The organism is Chitinivorax sp. B, assembly GCF_005503445.1.
GTDB lineage: Bacteria > Pseudomonadota > Gammaproteobacteria > Burkholderiales > SCOH01 > Chitinivorax.
Genome location: NZ_SCOH01000048.1, coordinates 15,226 through 36,050, shown reverse-complemented (window position 1 = coordinate 36,050; position 20,825 = coordinate 15,226). Strand labels below are relative to the sequence as shown.

The following is a 20,825-nucleotide window of genomic DNA, read 5'->3' as shown; positions in this document are numbered from 1 at the left end:
TCGAGTACTTCCTGAGCCCGTTGATGGAGTACGGCAGTGAGAGTTTAAGGGAGCGCTGAGCAGTCACGGTGTCATGACGGGGGTATGCCCCGTCGGCATTGGCAAGATGGTGTCGGTGTTGACAGCGGAATCCGTTATCACCGTGCTTGTTGCGATCGCGGTATTTCTCCTGCGTGTCAAGCACTTGCGAAATCATGTGGCCAACTCGGTCGAGGGCAACGCAATGCCATTTAGAGCCGCTAACAAAACCCTTCTGGTGTTGTTGTGCAAACTCGTCGTACGCTCGTACTGTCTTTGTTTGCACGCCTAACCAGAACCACTTCGCTGGGTTTTGTTAACGGTTCTTAGCGTGACCACCCGGTGTTAACGTAGTAGTAACAGTATTTGGGTTGCATATAGCACCTGATGTATTGACTCAAGTGCGGGCATTAACATATCGCTTGTTTTTGCATGGAAGTGAAACCGGCTGCATTGCCCATGACAATGCGGCCGGTTGATCAATCAGCCTTTCGGTGTAACCGAAGCTGTCAGCTGGTTCTTCACGGCTTTGACGCCACTGACGCCTTGCGCCACAGTGGCTGCACGTTCGCGTACTACATTTGATTCAACCGTACCAGCTAAGGTGACGATGCCGGATTGAACGGTCACATCAATGTGTTCGCTTTTCAATACGCCATCTTGATTGATGGCACTGGTGACCAGATTATCCAATGCCATGTCGTTGGATAGTTGGCTGGCTGAGGGCGCTGCTGGTTCTTTGCCGGCGGGTTCTGCGCTACTGGGTTGGCCTGCGGCGGTGGGTTCCCTTTCCAAAAGGCGGTTGGCATCGGCAGCAGCCAGGTCAGAAGGCTGTTCATTTTGTGAAGGTTCATTCCTTGCTTGGTTGCCAATGCTGTCCTGTTGCATTTGATCACAACCCGCTGCTAACAGCGTAGCCAGCAGCACGGGTACATAATGAGCAAGATGTTTTGTCGATTGCATGGTCTTTGTCCTCAGGAACGTGGCTGTGCTGGCCATGAATAGGGTATGGAAATCACCCGTTTGGCTTCCTGACCAGACTCAACCTGTTTGAAGGCCTGATCGCATTCTCTGTTGCGGTGTCATGGCTTGGCGAGGTCAGTATGGCGGGTCGGCAGAGCGTCTTGGCCGATGCCGATCCGCGCTTGGGTTACATCAGCTTGATTTCGTTCTGGACGGATTTCACGCCTTCAATGGCCTGTACAATTTCGGTAGCACGGCTTTTCTCAACTTCGCTTTTTGCCTTACCAGTCAAGATAACCACACCATCCTTGGTCTCGACCGAAATGGAAAGGCCGGCGACGGCTGGGTCAGCGATCAGTGCAGCTTTGACTTTGGCCGTGATGGCGGTATCGTTGACTGCACTGGCTGCGATGATCTGCGGGCTGTCATCCACCATGGGGGTGGTGGCAAAGCCAGGCTGCATGATGCCCAAAAGTGCTACGGTACCAATGGCGATAGATTGCTTACCTGCTTTCATCTGGATCTCCTTAGTTGATAGTGACAACATTGCGCCTTACCTACTGCAAGATTTGCGCCATCCGAATTTTAATTAATTAAAATTAATATGTTATTTATTGACAGGTAATATTGAGCGGTTTAATTGTCGCTAATTGGCGACGCCTAGAGATTGTTGTAATTTAAGTTACTGATTTATATAATATTTATGTGTCGTTAATTGACGACACTTTTTCTGGGATGTACCGTTGTTTACTACATGTGGACTTGATGAATTTCTTCAAAGCGCCAGGGGTGGGCAAAGGCGGGCAATAAAAATCCGCACGAATCTGCCAGAGTGAATGGGCAAAGTCGTGCGGCAGTCAGTCAGACAAAATGGGCAGGGGAGGCTTGTTCCACCCGTGCCCGATTACTGATTCAGATACGAATGGGTTGAGCTTTCAGTACCGGTGGGGCGCTTTGTACGGCACGGAAAGCCTGTAGCTTCTCCTCGCGCTCGCGGCGGTTTGCGTCAATACTGCCCAACTTGATGTAACCATAACCGCGGATCTTCTCAGGCAAGGCTGCAATATCGGCTGCCAGTGCCAGGTTTTCCGGTTTCAACTGAGCCAGCAATTGCTCGATGGTCTGCTCGTACTCACTAATCAGTTCGCGTTCCACTTTGCGTTCATGCTGATAGCCAAACACATCCAGCTTGCTGCCGCGTAGGTGTTTGAATTTTGTCAATAATTTGAATGCACTCATCATCCATGGGCCGAAGGTGAATTTGCGCGGTTCGCCATTTTTTTGCAGCCAGGTCGGACCAAGCTGGAAGGTAAGTTTGTAATCGCCTTCAAAGGTGTCATGCAGCGATTTCATGAACTCGCCGTCGGTATACAGGCGTGCGACTTCGTATTCGTCCTTGTATGCCAGCAGTTTGGCGTAATAGCGGGCAACGGCGCGAGCCAATACTTCCGATGACGGATTTACACGCTTCTCATGCGCCCGTACTTTTTCGACCAAGTTCTTGTAACGTTGGGCATAGGCGGCATCCTGATAACCGGTCAGGTGATTGACACGGTGCGCAATGATGTCGTCCAACGTGGTTTCCAGTGCACGTTTGATGGTGCTTTCCAGCTCCGGGAACGCAACACGTTCGACGAATGCGGAATCGTGCGCAGCATGGCGGCCCCAAGTGAACGCTTGCTTGTTCATCTCGATGGCGGCACCGTTCAGCTCGATGGCGCGCAGGATGGCAGATTCCGAGATGGGGATCAGCCCCTTCTGCCATGCGAAACCCAGCATGAACATGTTGGTGGCAATCGAATCACCCATCAACGCAGTCGCCATATTGGTGGCATTCACCATGTCGAAATGGTCTTCACCTACCGCTTCCAGTACGGTTTTTTCCATTGATGCTGCCGGGAACTTCATGTCTGGGTTTTTGGTGATGTCGCCAGTGAAGGATTCGTAGGAATTGACCACCGCACGCGTAAAGCCTTTGCGCATTTTTGACAGGCAGTCGTTATTGGCCGCGACAACCAGGTCACATCCCAGAATGGCATTGGCATCACCTGCAGCAATCCGTACCGCATGCAGCTTGTGTTGGCTGTCGGCAAAACGCAGGTGGGTGGTGACCGAGCCGCCCTTTTGCGCCAAGCCGGTTTGATCCAGCACGGTGGCGCCGATGTTATCCAGGTGGGCTGCCATGCCCAGTACACCACCAATGGTGACCACACCCGTACCACCTACACCCGTGACCAGAATGCCGTATGGGTGGCTCAGGTCGGGAAGGGTGGGTGTTGGCAGCACAGGCAGGCTACCGAATGCGGTGGCGCCTTGTACGCTCTTGCGCAGCTTGGCTGCACCTTCTACGGTGACAAAGCTTGGGCAATAACCCTTCAGGCATGAGAAGTCCTTGTTGCAACTGGACTGGTCGATCTTGCGTTTGCGACCGAACTCAGTCTCTACCGGGATCACCGACAGGCAGTTGGATTTTTTCGAACAATCGCCACAACCTTCGCACACACGCTCGTTGATCATCACCCGCTTGGCCGGGTCCGCCATCTTGCCACGTTTACGGCGGCGGCGTTTTTCTGCGGCGCAAGTCTGGTCATGAATCAGGATGGTGACACCTGGAATCTCGCGCAGCTCTTTCTGGATGCGATCCAGCTCGTCACGGTGATGGATGGTGATGCCGGCGGCCAAGCCGGTCACCCCTTCATACTTGGCCGGGTCATCTGTCGTGATGATGATTTTCTTGACGCCCTCCGCTTCAAGCTGGCGAGTCAGCATCGGTACCGTCAGCGTGCCATCCACTGGCTGGCCACCCGTCATGGCGACGGCGTCGTTGTAAAGGATCTTGTAAGTGATGTTGATGTTCGCCGATATCGCCGCGCGGATTGCCAGAATGCCAGAATGGAAATAGGTACCATCACCCAGGTTGGCAAACACGTGCTTGGTGTCAGTAAATGGCTGGATACCAATCCAGGTGGTACCTTCACCACCCATCTGGGTGAACATCTTGGTGCCCGGGGTAATCCACATGGCCATGTAATGGCAACCGATCCCGGCCAAGGCAACACTGCCATCGGGCAGCTTGGTACTGGTATTGTGCGGGCAACCGGAGCAGAAATACGGCTGACGGGCGATGATCTCACGCGGTTTCTTCAGCGCCTGTTCTTTTTCTGTAAAGAAGGCCAAGCGTTCATCAATGATGTCGCTGGTGTAGAAGCGGGCAATGCGCGATGCAATGACACGGGCGATCATGGCCGGTGTCAGCTCGCCACAGGCTGGCAGTAACCAGCTGCCTTCCGGCAATACCCATTCGCCTTTTTCGTCGAATTTGCCGATGACGCGTGGGCGAACATCTTCGCTCCAGTTATACAGCTGTTCCTTCAGTTGGTATTCGATGACCTGGCGTTTTTCTTCCACCACCAGGATCTCATCCAACCCTTTGGCAAAGTCATGCACACCTTCACTTTCCAGCGGCCAGGTCAGGCCGACTTTGAACACACGCAGGCCGATGTCAGCGGCCATCTGTTCGTCGATACCCAGATCATCCAGTGCCTGCATCACATCCAGATAGCTCTTGCCGGCGGTAATGATGCCCAGCCGGGGCTTGGGGCTGTCGATGACAATACGGTTCAGGTTGTTGGCGCGCACGTAAGCCAGGACGGCATAGAGCTTGTGGTGCAGCAACCGTTCTTCGACTACTAAAGGCGGATCTGGCCAGCGGATGTTCAGGCCTTCTGCCGGCATGTGGAAATCTTCCGGCAGTTTGACTTCAATGCGATTCGGGTCGACATCGACAATGGCCGAACTTTCCACTGTGTCCGAAATGGCTTTCAGTGCCACCCAGCAACCGGAATAACGACTCATTGCCCAGCCATGGATGCCAAAGTCGAGAAATTCCTGAACACCAGCCGGATTCAGTACTGGGATCATGAACGCATCGAAAACATGGTCGGTCTGGTGGGGTAGAGTAGAAGACTTGGCGGCATGATCGTCACCTGCAATCAGCAGCACACCGCCAAATTTGCTTGAGCCTGCCGCATTGCCATGGCGTAGTACGTCGCCGGATCGATCCACACCCGGGCCCTTGCCATACCACATTGAGAATACGCCGTCGTATTTTGCGCCGGGGAACAAACCCACCTGCTGGCTGCCCCAGACAGCAGTGGCGGCCAGATCTTCATTCAAGCCTGGCTGGAATGTGATGTTGTGGGGCTCAAGAAATTTTTTGGCCCGCCATAATTCTTGGTCTAAGCCACCAAGAGGGGAGCCGCGGTAACCGGAGATGAAGCCCGCCGTGTTGAGGCCGGCTGCGATATCACGCTGGTGTTGCAGCATGGGCAAGCGAACCAGCGCTTGCGTGCCGTTCAGGAATACGCGCCCAGATTCCAAGCGGTATTTGTCCTCCAATGTAATGCCATTGGCGGTCATCTAACTCTCCTTCCGTTTTGTGGAATGCTGCTTACGGAGGCCAAGCCGGGTGCGTTGCCAACTCATGATAGGGTGGTTGGCGATCAATCCGGGAGGGGCAAACGAGCCCTTCACTCGGCGCTCCAGGCTAGCAGGGTAAGCCGGCCTTTATCGTTGGCGCACAACCGTGGTACGGTACCTGCGCGGGCGCATTGTATCGGAGTTTTTCGGCCTTGGCTCTCGTGCGCTGCAACATGCACAGGTAGGCATGTTTGCCTTGTTTTCAGTGTAGACCGTGCCATCCGGAAACGGAGGTTGCTTGACGTTGATTGAAGTCAGCTCCGGTTGATGCCATTTATTAGACGGTATTCATTCATTGATGTTTCATTTTTTTTCCATCTCATGTTTCAAAGGCTTGTCGCTTTTCTGGCGATTGGCGGTCATGTCCCTGCTGATTCTGGTTCAAGACGTACGTGCCAGTAGTCTGACCATGGCCATTAAGGGGCTCAGTCATCCCAGTATCGGCATACAGGACATTACCGCGACACTGGATGTACAGGACAAGATCACCCTTGACGCCCGCATTGGTGAGCTTTACTGGCAGGGACATCATCACCGTGATGTGCGCTATCGTTGTCCGGACCTGGTCATGACTGGTGAGCGGCTACGTTGTGACAAGGGCCTGCTGTTGTTGCCCAAACCGATTGAGGTTGCGCTGGATTACTGGCCTCAGGTCAAACGTTTCAAGCTGGATATCCGACCAACAGGAGAGCAGTGGCTGATCAATGGCCATTTGGCAGGGAGCAAGCCGCACGTCAACATCCAGCTCAAGCATGCTGATCTGTCTCGTTTGTCGCCGTTGCTGCCAAGTGAAGGGCCCTTGGTCAGCAAGGGTTTGGCGGACGGTGAGATTCAGGTAGCCCTTGGTCGCGACGGCATAGCGGGCGTCACAGGCCGTTTGCATTTCAGTCAGCTGGCATTTGGGGACAAGTCGGGATTGCATGCTGGGGACAAGTTGGCCGGTACGCTGGCATTGGTTGTGCAGCATGGTAAGGGTGATTGGCAATGGCAGGGCGAGTTGGATTGGCAGGCCGGTGAAGTGTTTTGGAACCCGATGTATTTCGCCAAAGGCGGTCACCAGTTACGGGCAACGGGTAGTTGGTCGCCAGCGGGTTTCAGTGTGACTCGGGCCGATCTCACCATGGCTGATATCGGTTCGGTCAAGTTCAGCTTGAACTGGTTGCAAGATGGTGGGCTGGATAAGCTGAGTGTGGCCGGCCAGCAACTGGCCCTTGGCCCCCTGTACGCGGTTCTGTTGAAGCCCTGGTTGGCAGAGACTGCAGCAGCGGATCTGACTGCCAATGGCCAGGGTGATATCGACCTGCAGTTACAAAAGGGCAATTTGCAATCGCTGGATGTCACCTTGCGCAATGCAGATGTTGTGGACAATCAACAGCGCTTTGCTTTCAGGCAGGTGCAGCTGATGCTGCCCTGGCGAGTCGATCAGCCGACCGACGCCACACTAGCCTTTACGGGTGGACATCTGCTCAAGGTGGATTTGGGCGCCACTCAGCTACCCATGCGTTTCAATGGTTGGGATATTGCAGTCAAGCGAGCCAGCTTGCCAGTACTGGATGGCCGGCTGGATTTGCATGACTTCCATGCAGTCAAAGTGGCAGGCAATTGGCAATGGCAATTTACAGGGGCGTTGGCGCCTATTTCGATGTCACGTTTCTCGAGTGCGATGGGTTGGCCCAGCATGAAGGGAACATTGGCAGGCCAAGTTCCGCGTGTCAGCTATCGTGACCAGACGTTGATCATGGATGGCACGCTGCAAATGAAGGTATTCGACGGCAGTATCGAGCTGTCGCGGCTTAAGTTGATCAATCCGCTGGGGGTGCCCTCGTTGACTGCTGACTTGATGGCCCAAGCGCTGGATTTGGGGATGCTCACCGAAACTTTCTCGTTCGGCAGTATCTTGGGCAAAGTGGATGCGTCGGTGGTGGGTTTGGAACTCTCCAACTGGCAGCCATTGCGATTCGATGCCAAATTGATCTCCAGTTCAGGTAGCTATCCTCGACGTATCAGTCAACGAGCGGTGCAGAACATCTCGGCGCTGGGCGGTGGCGGGGCTGCCATGGCGGTACAGAAAAGTGTACTGCGTATTTTTGAAAATTTCCGTTACAGTCAGCTTGGGTTAAGTTGCCGATTGCAAAATGGGGTATGCCATATGAACGGTGTCGAGCCAGCACCCAATGGGTATGTGATTGTCAAGGGTGGTGGCGTGCCGGCCATCACTGTGATGGGCTACAATCGGCAGGTCGATTGGGATGAGCTGATCGAAAGACTGAAGCGGATCACCCGGGACAATCTGAAGCCGGTTGTCCAATAGGAGCAAACATGAATATCAGAAAACAGCCATGGCAATGGCCGCTGGCACTGGCCTTTACCTTGGCCATGTCAGCCTGCGTCACCATCAATATCTACTTCCCGGCAGCCGCTGCGGAAAAAGCGGCAGACAAGATCATTGACGAAGTCTGGCAGGAAGGTCAGGGCACCAAACCTGCCGATGACAAGCCTGCCGACAAATCAGCACAGTAAGTGAGGAGCCGAACATGAACTGGATGAAACCCGTAGTGGGGATGATCGCTGCCCTGGCGATCGCCGGTAGTGCCTGGGCTGCAGCAGATCTGGAAGTGAATACACCCGCCATTGCGCAATTGAAGGGAAGCATGCAGGCTCGTCATGGTGCATTGGCTCCACTGTATGCCAGTGGCGCTGTGGGTCTGACCAAGGATGGCCTGGTGGCATTGCGCGACGCCAATGCGGTTCCGCTGCCACAGCGGGCTCAAGCCAATCAGTTGGTAGCGGAAGAAAACCGTGATCGTGGCCAGTTGTACAAGGAAATCGCCCGTGCCAACAACCACCCGGAATGGGAGGGCGAAATCCGTTCGACTTTTGCCCAGCGCTGGATCGACAAGGCGCAAGGTGGCTGGTTCGTGCAAAAGCCAGGCGGAGACTGGGTCAAGAAATAAGCTTGACTAGCATGTGGTGGCAGGTAATTGCCACCATCAGGATCGCGGTGAAACCATGTCAGTAGAACCCTGCGTTATGGTGTGATTGACCATGTTGTGGCATCTGGATAAACGCAGTCGAAACCAGTTGCTGCTGGTGTTCGTGATGTTGACGCTGGTGGCGGTGCTGGTATTGGGTTGGAGTGGTCTGCTGCTCAGCCTGCGAATCTGGATTCCCATTGTGGCGGCAGGCATCATCAGCCTGGTCGGGTGGTTGGTGTGGCTGGCCAAATACCGTGCCTATGCTGAGTGGGAAGGCCGATTTTATTCGTTTGATGGCCAGCACCTACGTTGTTATGAAGATCGTCAGGGCCACTGCTGGTTTGTCGACCGTGATGTACTGAAAGTGATTGATCGTAAGCCGGATACTGCCTTGCGTCGACATTTCAGTGTTGCGGAGTATCGTGCCATTGCCGATACGGATTTTCATGGCTTCAGCGAGGCGGGGATCAGACGTCTGTTGTCGCAATCCCGGCACATTGATGCCAAACGGCTATTGCGTTACTTTGAGCGCGATGTCTTTCGGCAAGATAAGCTGATACCGCTTGGCAAGGTAGGAAAGCCATAGCAATGCATCCTGTTTCAACCCTCGTGATTTATTCAGATACTTGATCAGGCGGGGTCCAATGCTTCCCGGCCCAGCGTCTGAATATAGTCGTTCAGTTGACCCATGATGGATGTTGAGGTTTCCGTAAATTTAAACCCGATATGAAATTGGGAGCCTGCGCTGGTCAATACGGAGTGGACGACCTGGCTGGCGACGGTCAGGTAGAGCGATTGTCCGTTGTTGATAATCTGGAAAATCAATTTGCAACGTTGGGACGGGAACAACTGTTGTCCACAGACAATACCAACTCCGCTTTCTGAGATAGCATTGGTGCGCCCCTCGACCGGGGTGGTTTGTGATTCCTGAATGATGGCAACCCGCCATGTCACCAGCTTTCTCGGGTGTTTACGTTGTTCTTTGCCCAAGTGGCGTCCCCATCTACAAAAAATTATATGTGCTAAATCGAATGCGGCGGAATCATATCATGCATTAGATTATTAGCAAATTCTTATTGTTTATATTGGCCTTTTCCCTATTTGTTGGCTCTGTGTGACGTGCCCGTGATGTGCCACAAACAGGATTCGTTGTGCCCGACGGCATCTGGAAGCATGGTACCTGCTGGCACGCCATAACGTGGCTGCATTGCCATTGATGGACGGTACCCGTGCCGTCGTGGATTTTTTGACACTGCATGATTTTCACGAGTAGTGATTCGTCCGGTTTTGTAACGGATAGGGGCTGATCAGCCGACACAAGCTCGGCATAACCTCATCCAATCCGTTACAATCGCTGGTTTTCCTGATCAGATTCAGCCGGTTGTTTTCATGCCCATTGCAAAAATCGAATCGCTTGACCACGAGGGTCACGGCATTGCCCACGTAGAAGGCAAAACTATCTTTATCGACGGTGCTTTGCCGTTTGAGACGGTCACCTATCAGTCCTATCGCAAGAAGCCCAATTTTGAGAATGCTCAGGCAACGACGATACACAATGAAAGCTTCATGCGCGTCAAACCGAAATGCCCGCATTTCGGTGTATGTGGCGGCTGTTCCATGCAGCACATGGATGCTGGAGCACAAGTTGCCGCCAAGCAGCGTGTGCTGGAGGATAACCTATGGCATATCGGTAAAGTAAAAGCGGAACGCTTGTTGCCCGCCATCTATGGGCCGACTTGGGGTTATCGTTATCGTGCCCGTTTGTCAGCTCGCATGGTTGCAAAAAAAGGTGGCATGTTGGTAGGTTTTCATGAAAAGCGGTCCAGCTTCATTGCCGACATGACCAGTTGCCAGATCCTGCCCAAGCGAATCTCTGACCAACTGGTGCCCCTGCGTGGGCTGATTGGCAGTCTGTCCATCAACGACCGCATGCCGCAGGTGGAACTGGCTATCGGGCAGGATGTGGACGTGATGGTACTGCGCATCATGGAGCCACTGACCGCTGATGATGAGCAAAAGCTGCGTGACTATGCCGACCAGTGGCATGTGCAATTCTGGCTGCAGCCCAAAGGGCCGGATACTGCCTATCCGTTCTATCCATTGGATGCGCCTGCATTGACATATACCTTGCCGGAATTTGGCGTCACCATGCCATTTCGCCCAACCGAATTCACACAGGTCAATCATCAGATCAACCGCGTACTGGTTGAGCGCGCCATCGCCATGCTTGATCCGCAGCCGGGTGAGCGCATCGCAGATATGTTCTGCGGACTGGGTAATTTCACATTGCCCATCGCTCGCCGTGGTGCGGCGGTGCTGGGTATGGAAGGCAGTGAAGGCCTGACCCAGCGAGCAAAGGAAAATGCTGTCAAAAACGGTTTGGCTGACCTGACTGAGTTTCGTGTTGCTAATCTTTTTGAAATGACACCGGAAATCTTGGATGCCCTTGGTCGGTTCGACAAGATGTTGATCGATCCACCTCGCGATGGTGCCATGGAGTTGGTCAAATCATTTTCAGAGCACAATCGCCCACGCCGCATTGTCTATGTATCCTGTAGCCCGTCTACCCTGGCACGGGACGCCAATGTGCTGGTCAATGTACACGGTTACCGGATTGTTTCCGCCGGTGTCGTCAACATGTTCCCGCACACTGCGCATGTGGAAAGCATGGCCTTGTTCGAACTACCATCGTGAGCGGCGGGATATTACCTCGTCAGGCAGATTGATCTCTACGAACCTGTTCAATATCGTATTACGTGCCCGCGATTGTGGTGCAAGTGCTGCTCACTATCCTCGTGTATCAAACATACATTCCGGTTTTGCGCTGTGCTTCACTACACTAGCGGTCGCTCACGACAGGCCTTGAACAGGTCCTCGATGGTGGCCGAATGCTGCACTTTCTCAACAACCATGCCAATACGCTGCGGAGAGTAGGTTGGTTCAAGTGTTCAGCCAGAATGAACACGCAAGGCCGATCTGGTCGTCATCGCCCCTCAAACCAATATTTGGTCTGGGTTGCCCATTCACTTTTCCCATATTTTGACTTCAATAGCTGAAAAGCCTGCTTCGATGTCGTACCAACCTCTGGCTTGCGACATGCATAACGCGACATTTTGACCGCGATGGACAACATGTGCGGAATTTCAGGGTCATCAGGTGTGGTCTTGGCGAAGGCCATGGTGGCTTGGCCGTAATAGACGGAATCTGGTGGGATGGCGGCTAGCTTGGCTTGCTCAGCAGCAGCAGCCTGTTTTTCAGTATCAGTCAGCCATTGCGGTATATGGCGGGCAGTTTGACTGCTTTCAGTCAGAGTGCACCATTTATAGCTGTTGTAATCGTAGTAAATGTCAGTGAGTTGTACCTGCAGCAAGGGCGCTGGGGCGATGATTGAGTCTTGCGGCATCAATGGCGGAGTAACCACCTCATCTTTGGCTGCGAAACGATAGAGATGCAGCTTCTTAAGCTGAATGGGATCGGTGGCTTCGGCAAACTGTTTGAGCAAGGATGGGGCAGGCTGATTGGCTGCAGCCAATTGCTTGAGCTGCATGCTGGCCGCATGTCTGGCTACAGGCCAGTCCTCCAGCAGGGCTGCACGGCTCCAGATCAGTTCCCATATACCTTTGCTGCCCAGATTGGTTTTTTCATTCACGATCACCTGGTTTTCTGCCAGACGTACCATGGTTACAAGTGGTAATTGATTGAACAGTTTGACCGCATCTGTATCCCACTGTTGCTCGGCAGTACCCTGGGCAGCCTGTTGCTTGCCGCTTTCCGGATCCACTCGTTCAACAACTTGGCGAGCCGCCCATTTTTTGAATTCTTCCTGTGAGATGGCCGTTGGCAGCAACAGGGATTTGACAATGTTCTGCTCAGACGGGCTTTCCTTCACTGCGGGGTGCTGTTGTAGTGCCAGGGCGACGGTACGTAACACAGGCCAGTCTTGCTTCAGATACAAGGCCCGTGCCAATTGCAAGGAGATTGGCAAGTAGGCTTGATTGCTCGGATCGCGATGAAGGATTTGGGCAGCCTCCATAAGCGGGGTAAATTCGGCTTTGGTTGGGTCGTTCAACCACATGGCAGCCAACAGCCAATGAGTCTTACGTGTTTGTTGCCAGTTATTGCGAGCCAAGGCTGCAAATGGAGAAGGGTCGGTGGCGTTATATCGGGACTTCATGCAATCCAGCCATTGAATCAGGTCATCTTTGGCTGGTTTGCGGGTATGGTTGGGGACGCGATAGTAGGCCGTGGACAGTGTGGCTAGATCGCTGCGGAAATCAGCGGCCAAATCAGACCTGCTGGCCTTGATGGGATCGCGTAGCGACGTGCCCAACCCATCAAGTAGCGTGTCGGCAGGGAGGGTCAGCACTTGAGTGTGTCGCAACAGGCGGCGAGCCCTCGAGTGCAGATTTTCGCGTTTTGCATCCTTCAGAATGCTGGTCAACAGTTGCTCTACGGTTTGCGCCAGTTTTTGTTGTTCTGGCGAATTGGCTTGTTTGCCGCTGCCAAGATCTGTACCGGCTGCAAGCATGCGTACCAGTGCGCGGGCCTGTAGATAAGGTGCGATACCTGACCAAGGGGACCGGGTGTCTTTGGCAATGGCGGCGAAGCGTTGAGCAGCCATGTTGTACTCCCCTTGGTAAAACGTGGCGGCAGCCTGTTGATATGCACGATCGGCCCGAAGCCATGCCGGGGCATTGGCCGGGACATCGGGCGGGGCTATGTGTTGTTTGTCACAGTTTTCAAAGACGATATTCTGGCCTGTAGCCCACTCTTTCAACCATTTGCTGTCCTGTGGGTAGGCTTTCTGCCTGGCTTCCAGCGTGTTGGTAGCATTGCGGAAAGCGTCGGCGTAACAGTTTAGGCTTTCCATGTATTGGCCTTCAAACCATTTGGCGGCATCTGGCACGTTGCTATCTCCCAGCAAGTCCTGCGCGGCATCTGTCCATTCCTGTGCGGCTCCGCCAGCCTCGCTGGTGTAGTCGCGATACTGGTCACAGCAGGCAAAATCCATGTCATCCGCCAATTGGGCAGGCAAGGGGAGCTGATTCAATGCCAAGTAGGCATGAACCAGGAAGGCAATTCGGTATTCGGGATAGATACCGCCGAGATGCTGGATTTGCGAGGCAATCGAGCGATCAGGTATCTGGTTGGCGAAGAATCGGCTTTCCGGTTCCCAACTGCCGCTGGCCGACACCATTGGTGTGGCAGCCAACAGGCTCATGCACAATAGGTGTGCCAAACGTTTCACTTTGAATTCTCCTTCTCGAATCGCGTCGTTGCCTGCCAGTCGCCAGGGTTGAACCAGTAACGGCGGCGGGTGTTATGGGGCGTGGTAACCGGATCGCCAATCAGCAGCCCAACCGACTGGTTGCAGGCGGCCACTGGCAGCTGGTGTTGTCGAGCCAGATGATCGCGGATTGCCGGGCCATCCCGATGCATGCGAAACAGCATGGGGACGATTTCATCTACCAGTTTGGCATCCAGCCAGGCATCTTGCATGCACCAAGATGCCAATGCTGTGACGGATAGTCTGATTTGGGGGGCGGCCAATCTGAGCGGTTGCAAGGCCTGTAGCAATCGAAGATAGAAATCGCGCTGGCTGTATCGAGCCTCGAAATCAAGCTGTACCCAGCCTTGGCTGGCAGCGGCTGCTTTTTCAACGGCAGTGACCAGGGTGACTAACTGTGCGTCGTTCAAGGTCGGCGGGTGCAAGTTGTCGATATCGACATGGACCACCGGTATTTTGAACAGGGTGGCAGGCATGTGTATCGGTTGTCGTCGCTGACTGACGGCAGCTTGCTCGCCACTCAACAGCACGATCGTACGTAAATAGGCAACCCCAGCCTTGTCGGGACTTAGCCAGCGTAAATCGGTTGGGCGTTCCCAAACCCAAAGCATGGTTTCGGGTGGTGATGTCGCTGCATGACACATGCTAAGGCACGTCAGCCATAGCAAGCCGGACAGCCAGATGCGCATTCTTAAAAGCATGGGTTTCATGAGCATTGCATGATTATGTCGTAAAGCTGGCCGGTTGTCCGCCTCGGCATTTTCCTGATAAGCCGCATGTAGGCTGGCTTTCAGCAGTGTCCTGCACTATCCTTCGCAAGTTTTTCATATCCACATATCGATAACTTGCCGCAAGCTGGTTTCAAGTTCGCATGCTGACATGTACCGGCTTGTTTGTGCACCAATCAGGATGACACGAGATGACCACCACTCGTCCGCCGTATCTTTACCCGCCTGGTTCCGTCAACATGCGTTCCCCGCTGGCCTTACAGCAAGCCGACATGTACGGTTTTTTCATCAAGGGTGAGCTTGCCCGGCTACAGCAGACCGTTGATGGCACGTTGAATGCGGCAGCATCAGGCAGGTTGCGTTTCAAAGCCTTGTCACCCTATGTGATGCTGACTTTTACCAAGGTAAGTCATGCCCATTCTGATTACCCGGCTGATCGCGATAAGGGCTGGATCACGGAAATCGACATTGTCACTTGGGTGATGGTCGGGCAGATGGATCGGGACAACGGCAAGATTGAGCGTTTGTTCTGGTATCCCTGCCATATCTGGGTCGACGATTGCATGGCCTTGATCAATGGTCGCGAATTGTATGGTTACCCAAAGTATCAATGTCGGTACGAAATGCCCTCGCCACATGGTGACGTCCGGCGTTTCTCATTATCCACCAAGGCCTTCAAGGTTTTTGCACCAGGCACTGAGATTGCTTGGAATACGTTGCTGGAAATCAACGCGGTAGGGGCGTCTCGCGAGCATCAGCCCGTACGTGATTTTCTTGACTTGTTGGAGCAAGCAGGTGAGTTGATCAAGGCCATACCGGATTTCCTGGATCTGGATGCCGAAGGTTGGGCGAATGCCGCATCGTTGTTGATGAAACCGCGGGTGGATCAGATCTTTCTCAAGCAGTTTCCGGACAGTGCTGGTTTACGGGCGGTTTATCAAGCGGTGGTGGCGGCACCTGCCGAGGTCAATACGGTGCATGGTGGGCGGTTACTGGGTCACGACTACCAGTGCGTTTTGCATGTGATGGACAGCTTTCCGCTGAATGAGACATTGGGTTTGAAGTTGGGTGAACAGCCAGTGTTGATGCCATTTGAAATCAATTTTGATTTCACGGTCACGGCAGGTGAGGAGCTGGTCGACAATTCACGTATCCAACCAGAAAAGATCGCCATATTGGGTGGTGGCGTCGGGTCAATGACGACCGCTTTCTTTCTGACTGAACAACCAGGCTGGCAGAACCACTATGACATCACGGTCTATCAGATGGGCTGGCGCCTGGGTGGCAAGGGCGCCAGCGGGCGCAATGCCGATTTGGGGCAGCGTATTGAAGAGCATGGTCTGCATATCTGGTTCGGTTTCTATGAAAACGCCTTTGGCATGATCCGTGCTGCATATGACGCATTGGAGCGCCCATATGGTGCGCCGTTGCGCACTTGGGAAGATGCGTTCAAACCGCACAGTTACATTGTGTTGCAGGAATGGATCAATAACGAGTGGAAGCCTTGGCATCTTGATTTTCCAATATTGCCCGGCGTGCCTGGTGATGGTGATGAACAGCTGACCTTGTGGCAGGTGGCTATTTCCATGTTTGGCTGGATCAAGCAATGGCTGGGCGATTTACGTGAACGTCGCCAAGTGTTGCAGCGGTCCATACAGCATAAGCCTACCCCAGCGCAACAGGGTGGTTGGCTCAATCGCTTTGCCAGTACGGTCAATCGTGAAGTACACGAATTGCTGGAAGATATCGGGGTATTCCACGATGCATTGCAGGACTTCATCACCAGCTTGCCAGAATTACTGGACGATCAGGATGATGACCAGCATGAGGTGTTGAGTCACGCATTGTCGACCATCCGTCACTGGCTGGAAGAGACTGTCGATGATTTGTTGGGGCGGGATGACACTTTGCGTCGCCTGTATATCAGCCTGGATCTCAGTGTGGCGGTGTTGTCCGGAATGTTGGAGGATGGCGTGTTGCGCCATGGATTCGATGTGATCAACGACCTCGACTTCCGCGCCTGGCTCAAGCGGCATGGTGCGAGCGAGGAGTACAGCCTGGATTCTGCACCCGTCCGTGGATTTTATGATCTGGTCTTTGCCTATGAAGAGGGTGATTTCAGCAAACCCAACATTGAAGCTGGCACTTTGCTGCGTGCGATGATGCGTATTGCATTCCTTTACAAGGGCGGCATCATGTGGAAGATGCAGGCGGGTATGGGTGATGTGATCTTTACACCGATGTATGAGGTACTCAAGCAACGTGGGGTCAAATTCAAGTTCTTTCATAAGGTGGAAGAGCTGGTGCCAGAAGAGGGCGAGATCGGAGAGATTCGTCTGACCCGTCAGGTGGATCTGGTACGAGGTGGTGATCAGTATGATCCTCTGGTATGGGTCAAAGGGTTAGGGTGCTGGCCCAGTGCGCCCAATTACGCACAATTGATGCCGGAACAGGCTGCCTTGTTGAGAGACCGGCAGATCAATCTTGAGTCATTCTGGACCGAATGGCCCGAGGTCTATCAAGGCGCATTCGGCCGGCCGTTGCCACAGGTGGCATTGAAACGTGGTGCGGATTTTGACAAGGTAGTGTTTGGCATCTCGGTTGGTTCTCTACCGCATTTATGCCCGCAATTGCTGGCAAACAGCCCCGCATTGAAGAATACGTCCGAGCAGATCAAGACTGTGGCAACTCAGGCCTACCAGCTGTGGCTGAACCAGCCATTGCCAGCACTGGGTTGGACGCATGCGCCGAATGGCCAGCAGCCGGTACTGAGTGGTTTTGTCGAGCCATACGACACCTGGGCATCCATGGATCAGTTGCTGGTTCGGGAAGACTGGGTGGAATCGCCAGATGCTCCTCGCAATGTTGCCTACTTCTGCAGTGCTTTGCCGGTCAGTCAATTTCCACCTCGTACTGACCACAGCTTTCCCACGAGAATGATGGCTGTAGCGAAAGCTGGTGCGTTGAACCAGATATGCACACAATTGACATGGCTGTGGCCGCATTGCCAGGACCAAGACCAGTTCCATTGGCAATGGTTGACCGATCCACTGAATGGGCTGGGTGAGGCTCGTTTTGATCGCCAATACTGGCGCGCCAATGTTGATCCTAGCGAGCGTTATGTGTTGTCAGTAGTCGGGAGCACTCAGCATCGACTGAGCAGCAATGCGACGGGTTTTCGTAATCTGTTTCTGACCGGAGACTGGATCAGAACGGGTTTGAATGCCGGCTGTGTCGAGGCGGCGGTGATGGCTGGCATGCAGGCATCCCGCGCCATTAGCGGTTATCCGCGTATCATCAAGGGGGAATCGGATTTCTGACCTGAGTCGCAATCAGCCCGGTTTGCTCAGGCTGGTTGCGACTGACTGCCTGATGTGACGGTAGTCGAATCAGGTGTCGTATCCCGCTTCTGTTTCTTTGACGTCTTGTGTAGATACATACGGGTGTCTGCACAGTCGAATAAGGCATCTGGTGTTGCACACTCATGAGAGTAGGCAACACCATAGCTGATACCTGCCTCAGTAAATCCGTATTCCACCAGTTTGCGTTCCAGAATCGCCAATTGTTCCCGCAGCGCCGTTTCATGCGGTTGGCTGGCGAAAATTGCGAATTCGTCTCCGCCCAGCCGAAAGGCAGCATCACAGTGCTGATCCAGCTTCTGCAATCCTTTGGCGAATTGTTTCAGCAATTCATCACCGGTGTTGTGTCCATAACGATCATTGATGCGTTTCAGACCGTCCAGATCAATCAGAATCAGTAATTGCTGCGTTTTGTCATGTCGGTTCGCCAGAAACTGAAAGCGCTGTCCAATAACCTGATTGAACGCATAGCGGTTGCGCAGGCCAGTGAGTGAGTCGGTATGAGCGAGCTCCAGCGTATCGTTCAACTGCCGCAGATATTGGTCTTTTTGTTCCGCCAGTAGGGTGATTTTGTCCGCCAGCGCAAACGCAAGCAGCAGGCCATCCAGTGTGCCACCTACCAACGTCCACATTTGCGATTGGTCGATCAGTTCTGGCAAGCCGATATTGGCAGGCAGAATCAGGATGCCAGGAATCAATAAAGCCACGAAAGCCAGTACAAAATAGCGGGCGGGCCTGAACTGTTGACGCCATACGACCACGCCTGAAATCAAGGCCAGTAATAACCAGATGCTGATTGCAATAGTGGCCAGCAAGTGAGCATGACTCAGTGCTATAAAGCAGCTTGGCAATAGTAGCAGCGGCAGAATCAGATTGATTCGGCTCCATTTGGCCAATGTTGGGTGATGAACATTCAATTTCAGGAAGTCGATATAGAACAAAGTGTTCAGAACCGGCAATAGAAAGAATGGCACGTAGTGCCAGCGTAAATCACGAAACTCTAACAGGGTGGCCGGTATGTGGAATACCAGTGACCATGCGATGGCATAGGTGAACAGGTAGATCGAGTAATACAGACGGCTTCGATCCCGATCCTGCGACCAGATGAACAGATTGAACAGGCAGAGCGCCAGCAAGGCGCCCAGGCAGCCGATTGTCACCAGATTTTCCATCATCGCCCGTCGTTCGTACTGACGAGCTGGCAATAATTCAAAGTGTGGGTGAGCGCGGAAATAGGGGCTGTCGAAACGGATCAGGATACGGTAGGTCAGCCCAGGAGCAAGGGTGATGCGCTTGCCATAGTGTAGTGGGTAGTCAAGACGATGCTGGTACCCACTGGAGAATGCCTGCATGGTCCCATCTGGCCCGAAGACACGGGCCTCAATGGTATTCACCAAGGTATTGTCAACGGTGATGATCCAGTCCTGAAGAGCATCTTCATGGCGGAATTCGCCATACAACCAGTAACGCCCACCATGCAGATTGATCTTGGGTACCGATGGCTGCTGCCCTAGCCAGCGCAGCAGTTGGTTACCATCGGTCGGGAATGGGCCATTGTCGGCCACCATTAACAGGCCGGCTTGGTCGAGCCGATACGGTACTGTAGCAGATGGCACATCCTCCTCAGCGTTGGCCGGCAGGCTCAAGCAGGATAGCAGGGCAAACAATAGGATATTGAACAAGGCATGCAGCATGATTCTGCCTGGTTATTGGGGCTGAATCGATCGCTTGCCGATGGATCACATTGGGCGACCGACACCTAATTAGTTTATTGCCAGTTTGGTAAAACTGGCACAGCCATGTGCACCAAATGGTTGGAGCGAGGTTGCGCCGTATTGCATCAATCTGTTGCACTGCGCGTCAACAGATGGCAGTGGTCCCTAGCAGAATCGATTTGTCGCTGTGATTGTCTGCACCGAATTCAGCCAGGGGGCATAAGATAACACTGTTTAGTGGACTTTGTGATGGCTTGGAGATATGTGTTTATATGAAAGGCCAAGTGGTAAAGGGAATTGCAGCTGGTCGGTTGGTCGGGAACATGTGCCAGCTTGGCTATGTCCTGTTATATGCGACAGACTGTCGAAGATTGGGAGGGGTAATAAAAAAGGCGATCCGAAGATCGCCTTTTTAGCCTGCGACAGAATTTAGTCCCGCTCGCCGCCAAACGCCATCAACAGATTCAGCAGGTGTACAAAGACGTTATAGATGTCCAGATACAATTGCAGTGTGGCAATCACGTAATTGGTCTCGCCACCATTCACGATTTGGCTGATGTCATACAGAATGTAGGCAGAGAACAGCAGTACCGCAATGGCCGAAATGGTCAACGACAGTGCGGGGATTGCGAAGAAGATGTTGGCAATGGATGCAGCGAATAACAGTACCAGCCCGATGAACAGGAACTTGCCCATGAAGCTGAAATCCTTTTTCGTCACAGTAGCCAACGTGGCCAGCGAGGCAAAGATGATCCCGGTACCGCCAGCTGCCATCGCAATCAGTGTGCCGCCATTAGAGAAACGTAATGCAGCGCTCAATGAAACCGACAGCATCAAGCCCATGAAGAAGGTGAAGGCCAGCAGCAGGCCAACGCCCAAACCACTGTCACGATTCTTGCCAATGGCCCACATGAAGCCGAATGCACCCGCCAAGAATAGCAGCGGAGCCATGATGGGGCTGCCGGCAAAGAGCATCCAGAACTTGGTCTGCACGCCGACCAATGCGCCTGCAACCGTTGGCAGCATCGACAAGCCCAACAGCATGTAGGTGTTGCGTAAAACACGATTGCGCTCAATGACAGCGCCCGAAACGCCTTGATAGGCTGTGTGCAGTCTGTTTTCCATGACCGATATGTCCTCGGTAGTTGATTACGAAAGCTATGACTGGCCAGCAGTGGAAAAGGTTCCCAGCTTGAATGTACTGACTCGTCGTTTGGCTTGAAGTGTAGCGGGATATGGGTCAAAACTGCAAGCTTGGATATGCCTCGTATTTGATATATGTGGCGATGCCGGTTGACAGG

At 53.3% G+C, this 20,825-nt stretch carries 15 protein-coding genes; 6 read left to right on the top strand and 9 right to left on the bottom strand.

All coding sequences use genetic code 11. The features are described from left to right. From FFS57_RS25615 to FFS57_RS21160, 4 genes are all read right to left on the bottom strand, one after another. On the bottom strand, nt 1–196 hold a 196-nt coding region (locus tag FFS57_RS25615; RefSeq protein ID WP_212749169.1), incomplete at its 3' end, for a hypothetical protein. Nucleotides 197–501: 305 nt separating this feature from the next. Further along, nucleotides 502–981, bottom strand: coding sequence for a BON domain-containing protein (locus FFS57_RS21170; RefSeq protein ID WP_171014119.1), 480 nt, complete (start codon nt 979–981; stop codon nt 502–504). 187 nt (nt 982–1,168) lie between these two features. Beyond that, entirely contained in the window at nt 1,169–1,498 is a 330-nt protein-coding gene (locus FFS57_RS21165) for a BON domain-containing protein (RefSeq protein ID WP_171014118.1), read from the bottom strand. Between the two features lie 395 nt (nt 1,499–1,893). Then, nucleotides 1,894–5,400, bottom strand: coding sequence for an indolepyruvate ferredoxin oxidoreductase family protein (locus FFS57_RS21160; RefSeq protein ID WP_137939820.1), 3,507 nt, complete (start codon nt 5,398–5,400; stop codon nt 1,894–1,896). 421 nt (nt 5,401–5,821) lie between these two features. Here FFS57_RS21160 and FFS57_RS21155 point away from each other — a divergent pair, with 421 nt between their 5' ends. The 4 genes from FFS57_RS21155 to FFS57_RS21140 all read left to right on the top strand — a co-directional run bounded on the left by FFS57_RS21155 (nt 5,822) and on the right by FFS57_RS21140 (nt 9,021). Further along, nucleotides 5,822–7,771 carry a translocation/assembly module TamB domain-containing protein gene (locus FFS57_RS21155; RefSeq protein ID WP_137939819.1) on the top strand — a complete coding sequence of 650 codons (1,950 nt, stop codon included), beginning with the start codon at nt 5,822–5,824 and terminating at the stop codon, nt 7,769–7,771. Nucleotides 7,772–7,779: 8 nt separating this feature from the next. Continuing rightward, entirely contained in the window at nt 7,780–7,980 is a 201-nt protein-coding gene (locus tag FFS57_RS21150) for a hypothetical protein (protein WP_137939818.1), read from the top strand. 14 nt (nt 7,981–7,994) lie between these two features. After that, a complete protein-coding gene (locus FFS57_RS21145; protein ID WP_171014117.1) occupies nt 7,995–8,414 on the top strand; it encodes a YdbL family probable chaperone protein in 420 nt (139 codons plus the stop codon). A gap of 91 nt (nt 8,415–8,505) precedes the next feature. Beyond that, nucleotides 8,506–9,021, top strand: a complete 516-nt coding sequence (locus tag FFS57_RS21140; RefSeq protein WP_137939817.1) for a hypothetical protein — start codon at nt 8,506–8,508, stop codon at nt 9,019–9,021. Between the two features lie 44 nt (nt 9,022–9,065). Here the strand turns inward: FFS57_RS21140 and FFS57_RS21135 are convergent, their stop codons facing one another. After that, nucleotides 9,066–9,425 (bottom strand): PilZ domain-containing protein, encoded by a 360-nt coding sequence (locus FFS57_RS21135; protein ID WP_171014116.1) that lies wholly within the window; start codon nt 9,423–9,425, stop codon nt 9,066–9,068. A 399-nt stretch (nt 9,426–9,824) separates the two neighbouring features. Between FFS57_RS21135 and rlmD the strand changes: the two genes are divergently transcribed. Continuing rightward, entirely contained in the window at nt 9,825–11,129 is a 1,305-nt protein-coding gene (gene rlmD / locus FFS57_RS21130; protein ID WP_137939815.1) for a 23S rRNA (uracil(1939)-C(5))-methyltransferase RlmD, read from the top strand. Between the two features lie 289 nt (nt 11,130–11,418). Here rlmD and FFS57_RS21125 read toward each other — a convergent pair whose 3' ends face one another. After that, nucleotides 11,419–13,683: a hypothetical protein gene (locus FFS57_RS21125; RefSeq protein WP_137939814.1), complete on the bottom strand. Its 2,265-nt coding sequence runs from the start codon at nt 13,681–13,683 to the stop codon at nt 11,419–11,421. After that, the gene (locus FFS57_RS21120) at nt 13,680–14,432 is read right to left on the bottom strand and encodes a hypothetical protein (protein WP_137939813.1); all 753 of its coding nucleotides are present in this window, start codon (nt 14,430–14,432) and stop codon (nt 13,680–13,682) included. The genes FFS57_RS21125 and FFS57_RS21120 overlap by 4 nt, the downstream gene beginning before the upstream one ends. 209 nt (nt 14,433–14,641) lie before the next feature. Here FFS57_RS21120 and FFS57_RS21115 point away from each other — a divergent pair, with 209 nt between their 5' ends. Then, nucleotides 14,642–17,770: an NAD(P)-binding protein gene (locus FFS57_RS21115; protein WP_137939812.1), complete on the top strand. Its 3,129-nt coding sequence runs from the start codon at nt 14,642–14,644 to the stop codon at nt 17,768–17,770. Between the two features lie 26 nt (nt 17,771–17,796). Here the strand turns inward: FFS57_RS21115 and FFS57_RS21110 are convergent, their stop codons facing one another. Both FFS57_RS21110 and FFS57_RS21105 read right to left on the bottom strand, forming a co-directional pair. Next, the gene (locus FFS57_RS21110; protein ID WP_137939811.1) at nt 17,797–19,503 is read right to left on the bottom strand and encodes a sensor domain-containing diguanylate cyclase; all 1,707 of its coding nucleotides are present in this window, start codon (nt 19,501–19,503) and stop codon (nt 17,797–17,799) included. 450 nt (nt 19,504–19,953) lie between these two features. Next, nucleotides 19,954–20,649: a Bax inhibitor-1/YccA family protein gene (locus tag FFS57_RS21105; protein ID WP_137939810.1), complete on the bottom strand. Its 696-nt coding sequence runs from the start codon at nt 20,647–20,649 to the stop codon at nt 19,954–19,956. Nucleotides 20,650–20,825 lie beyond the last annotated feature (176 nt).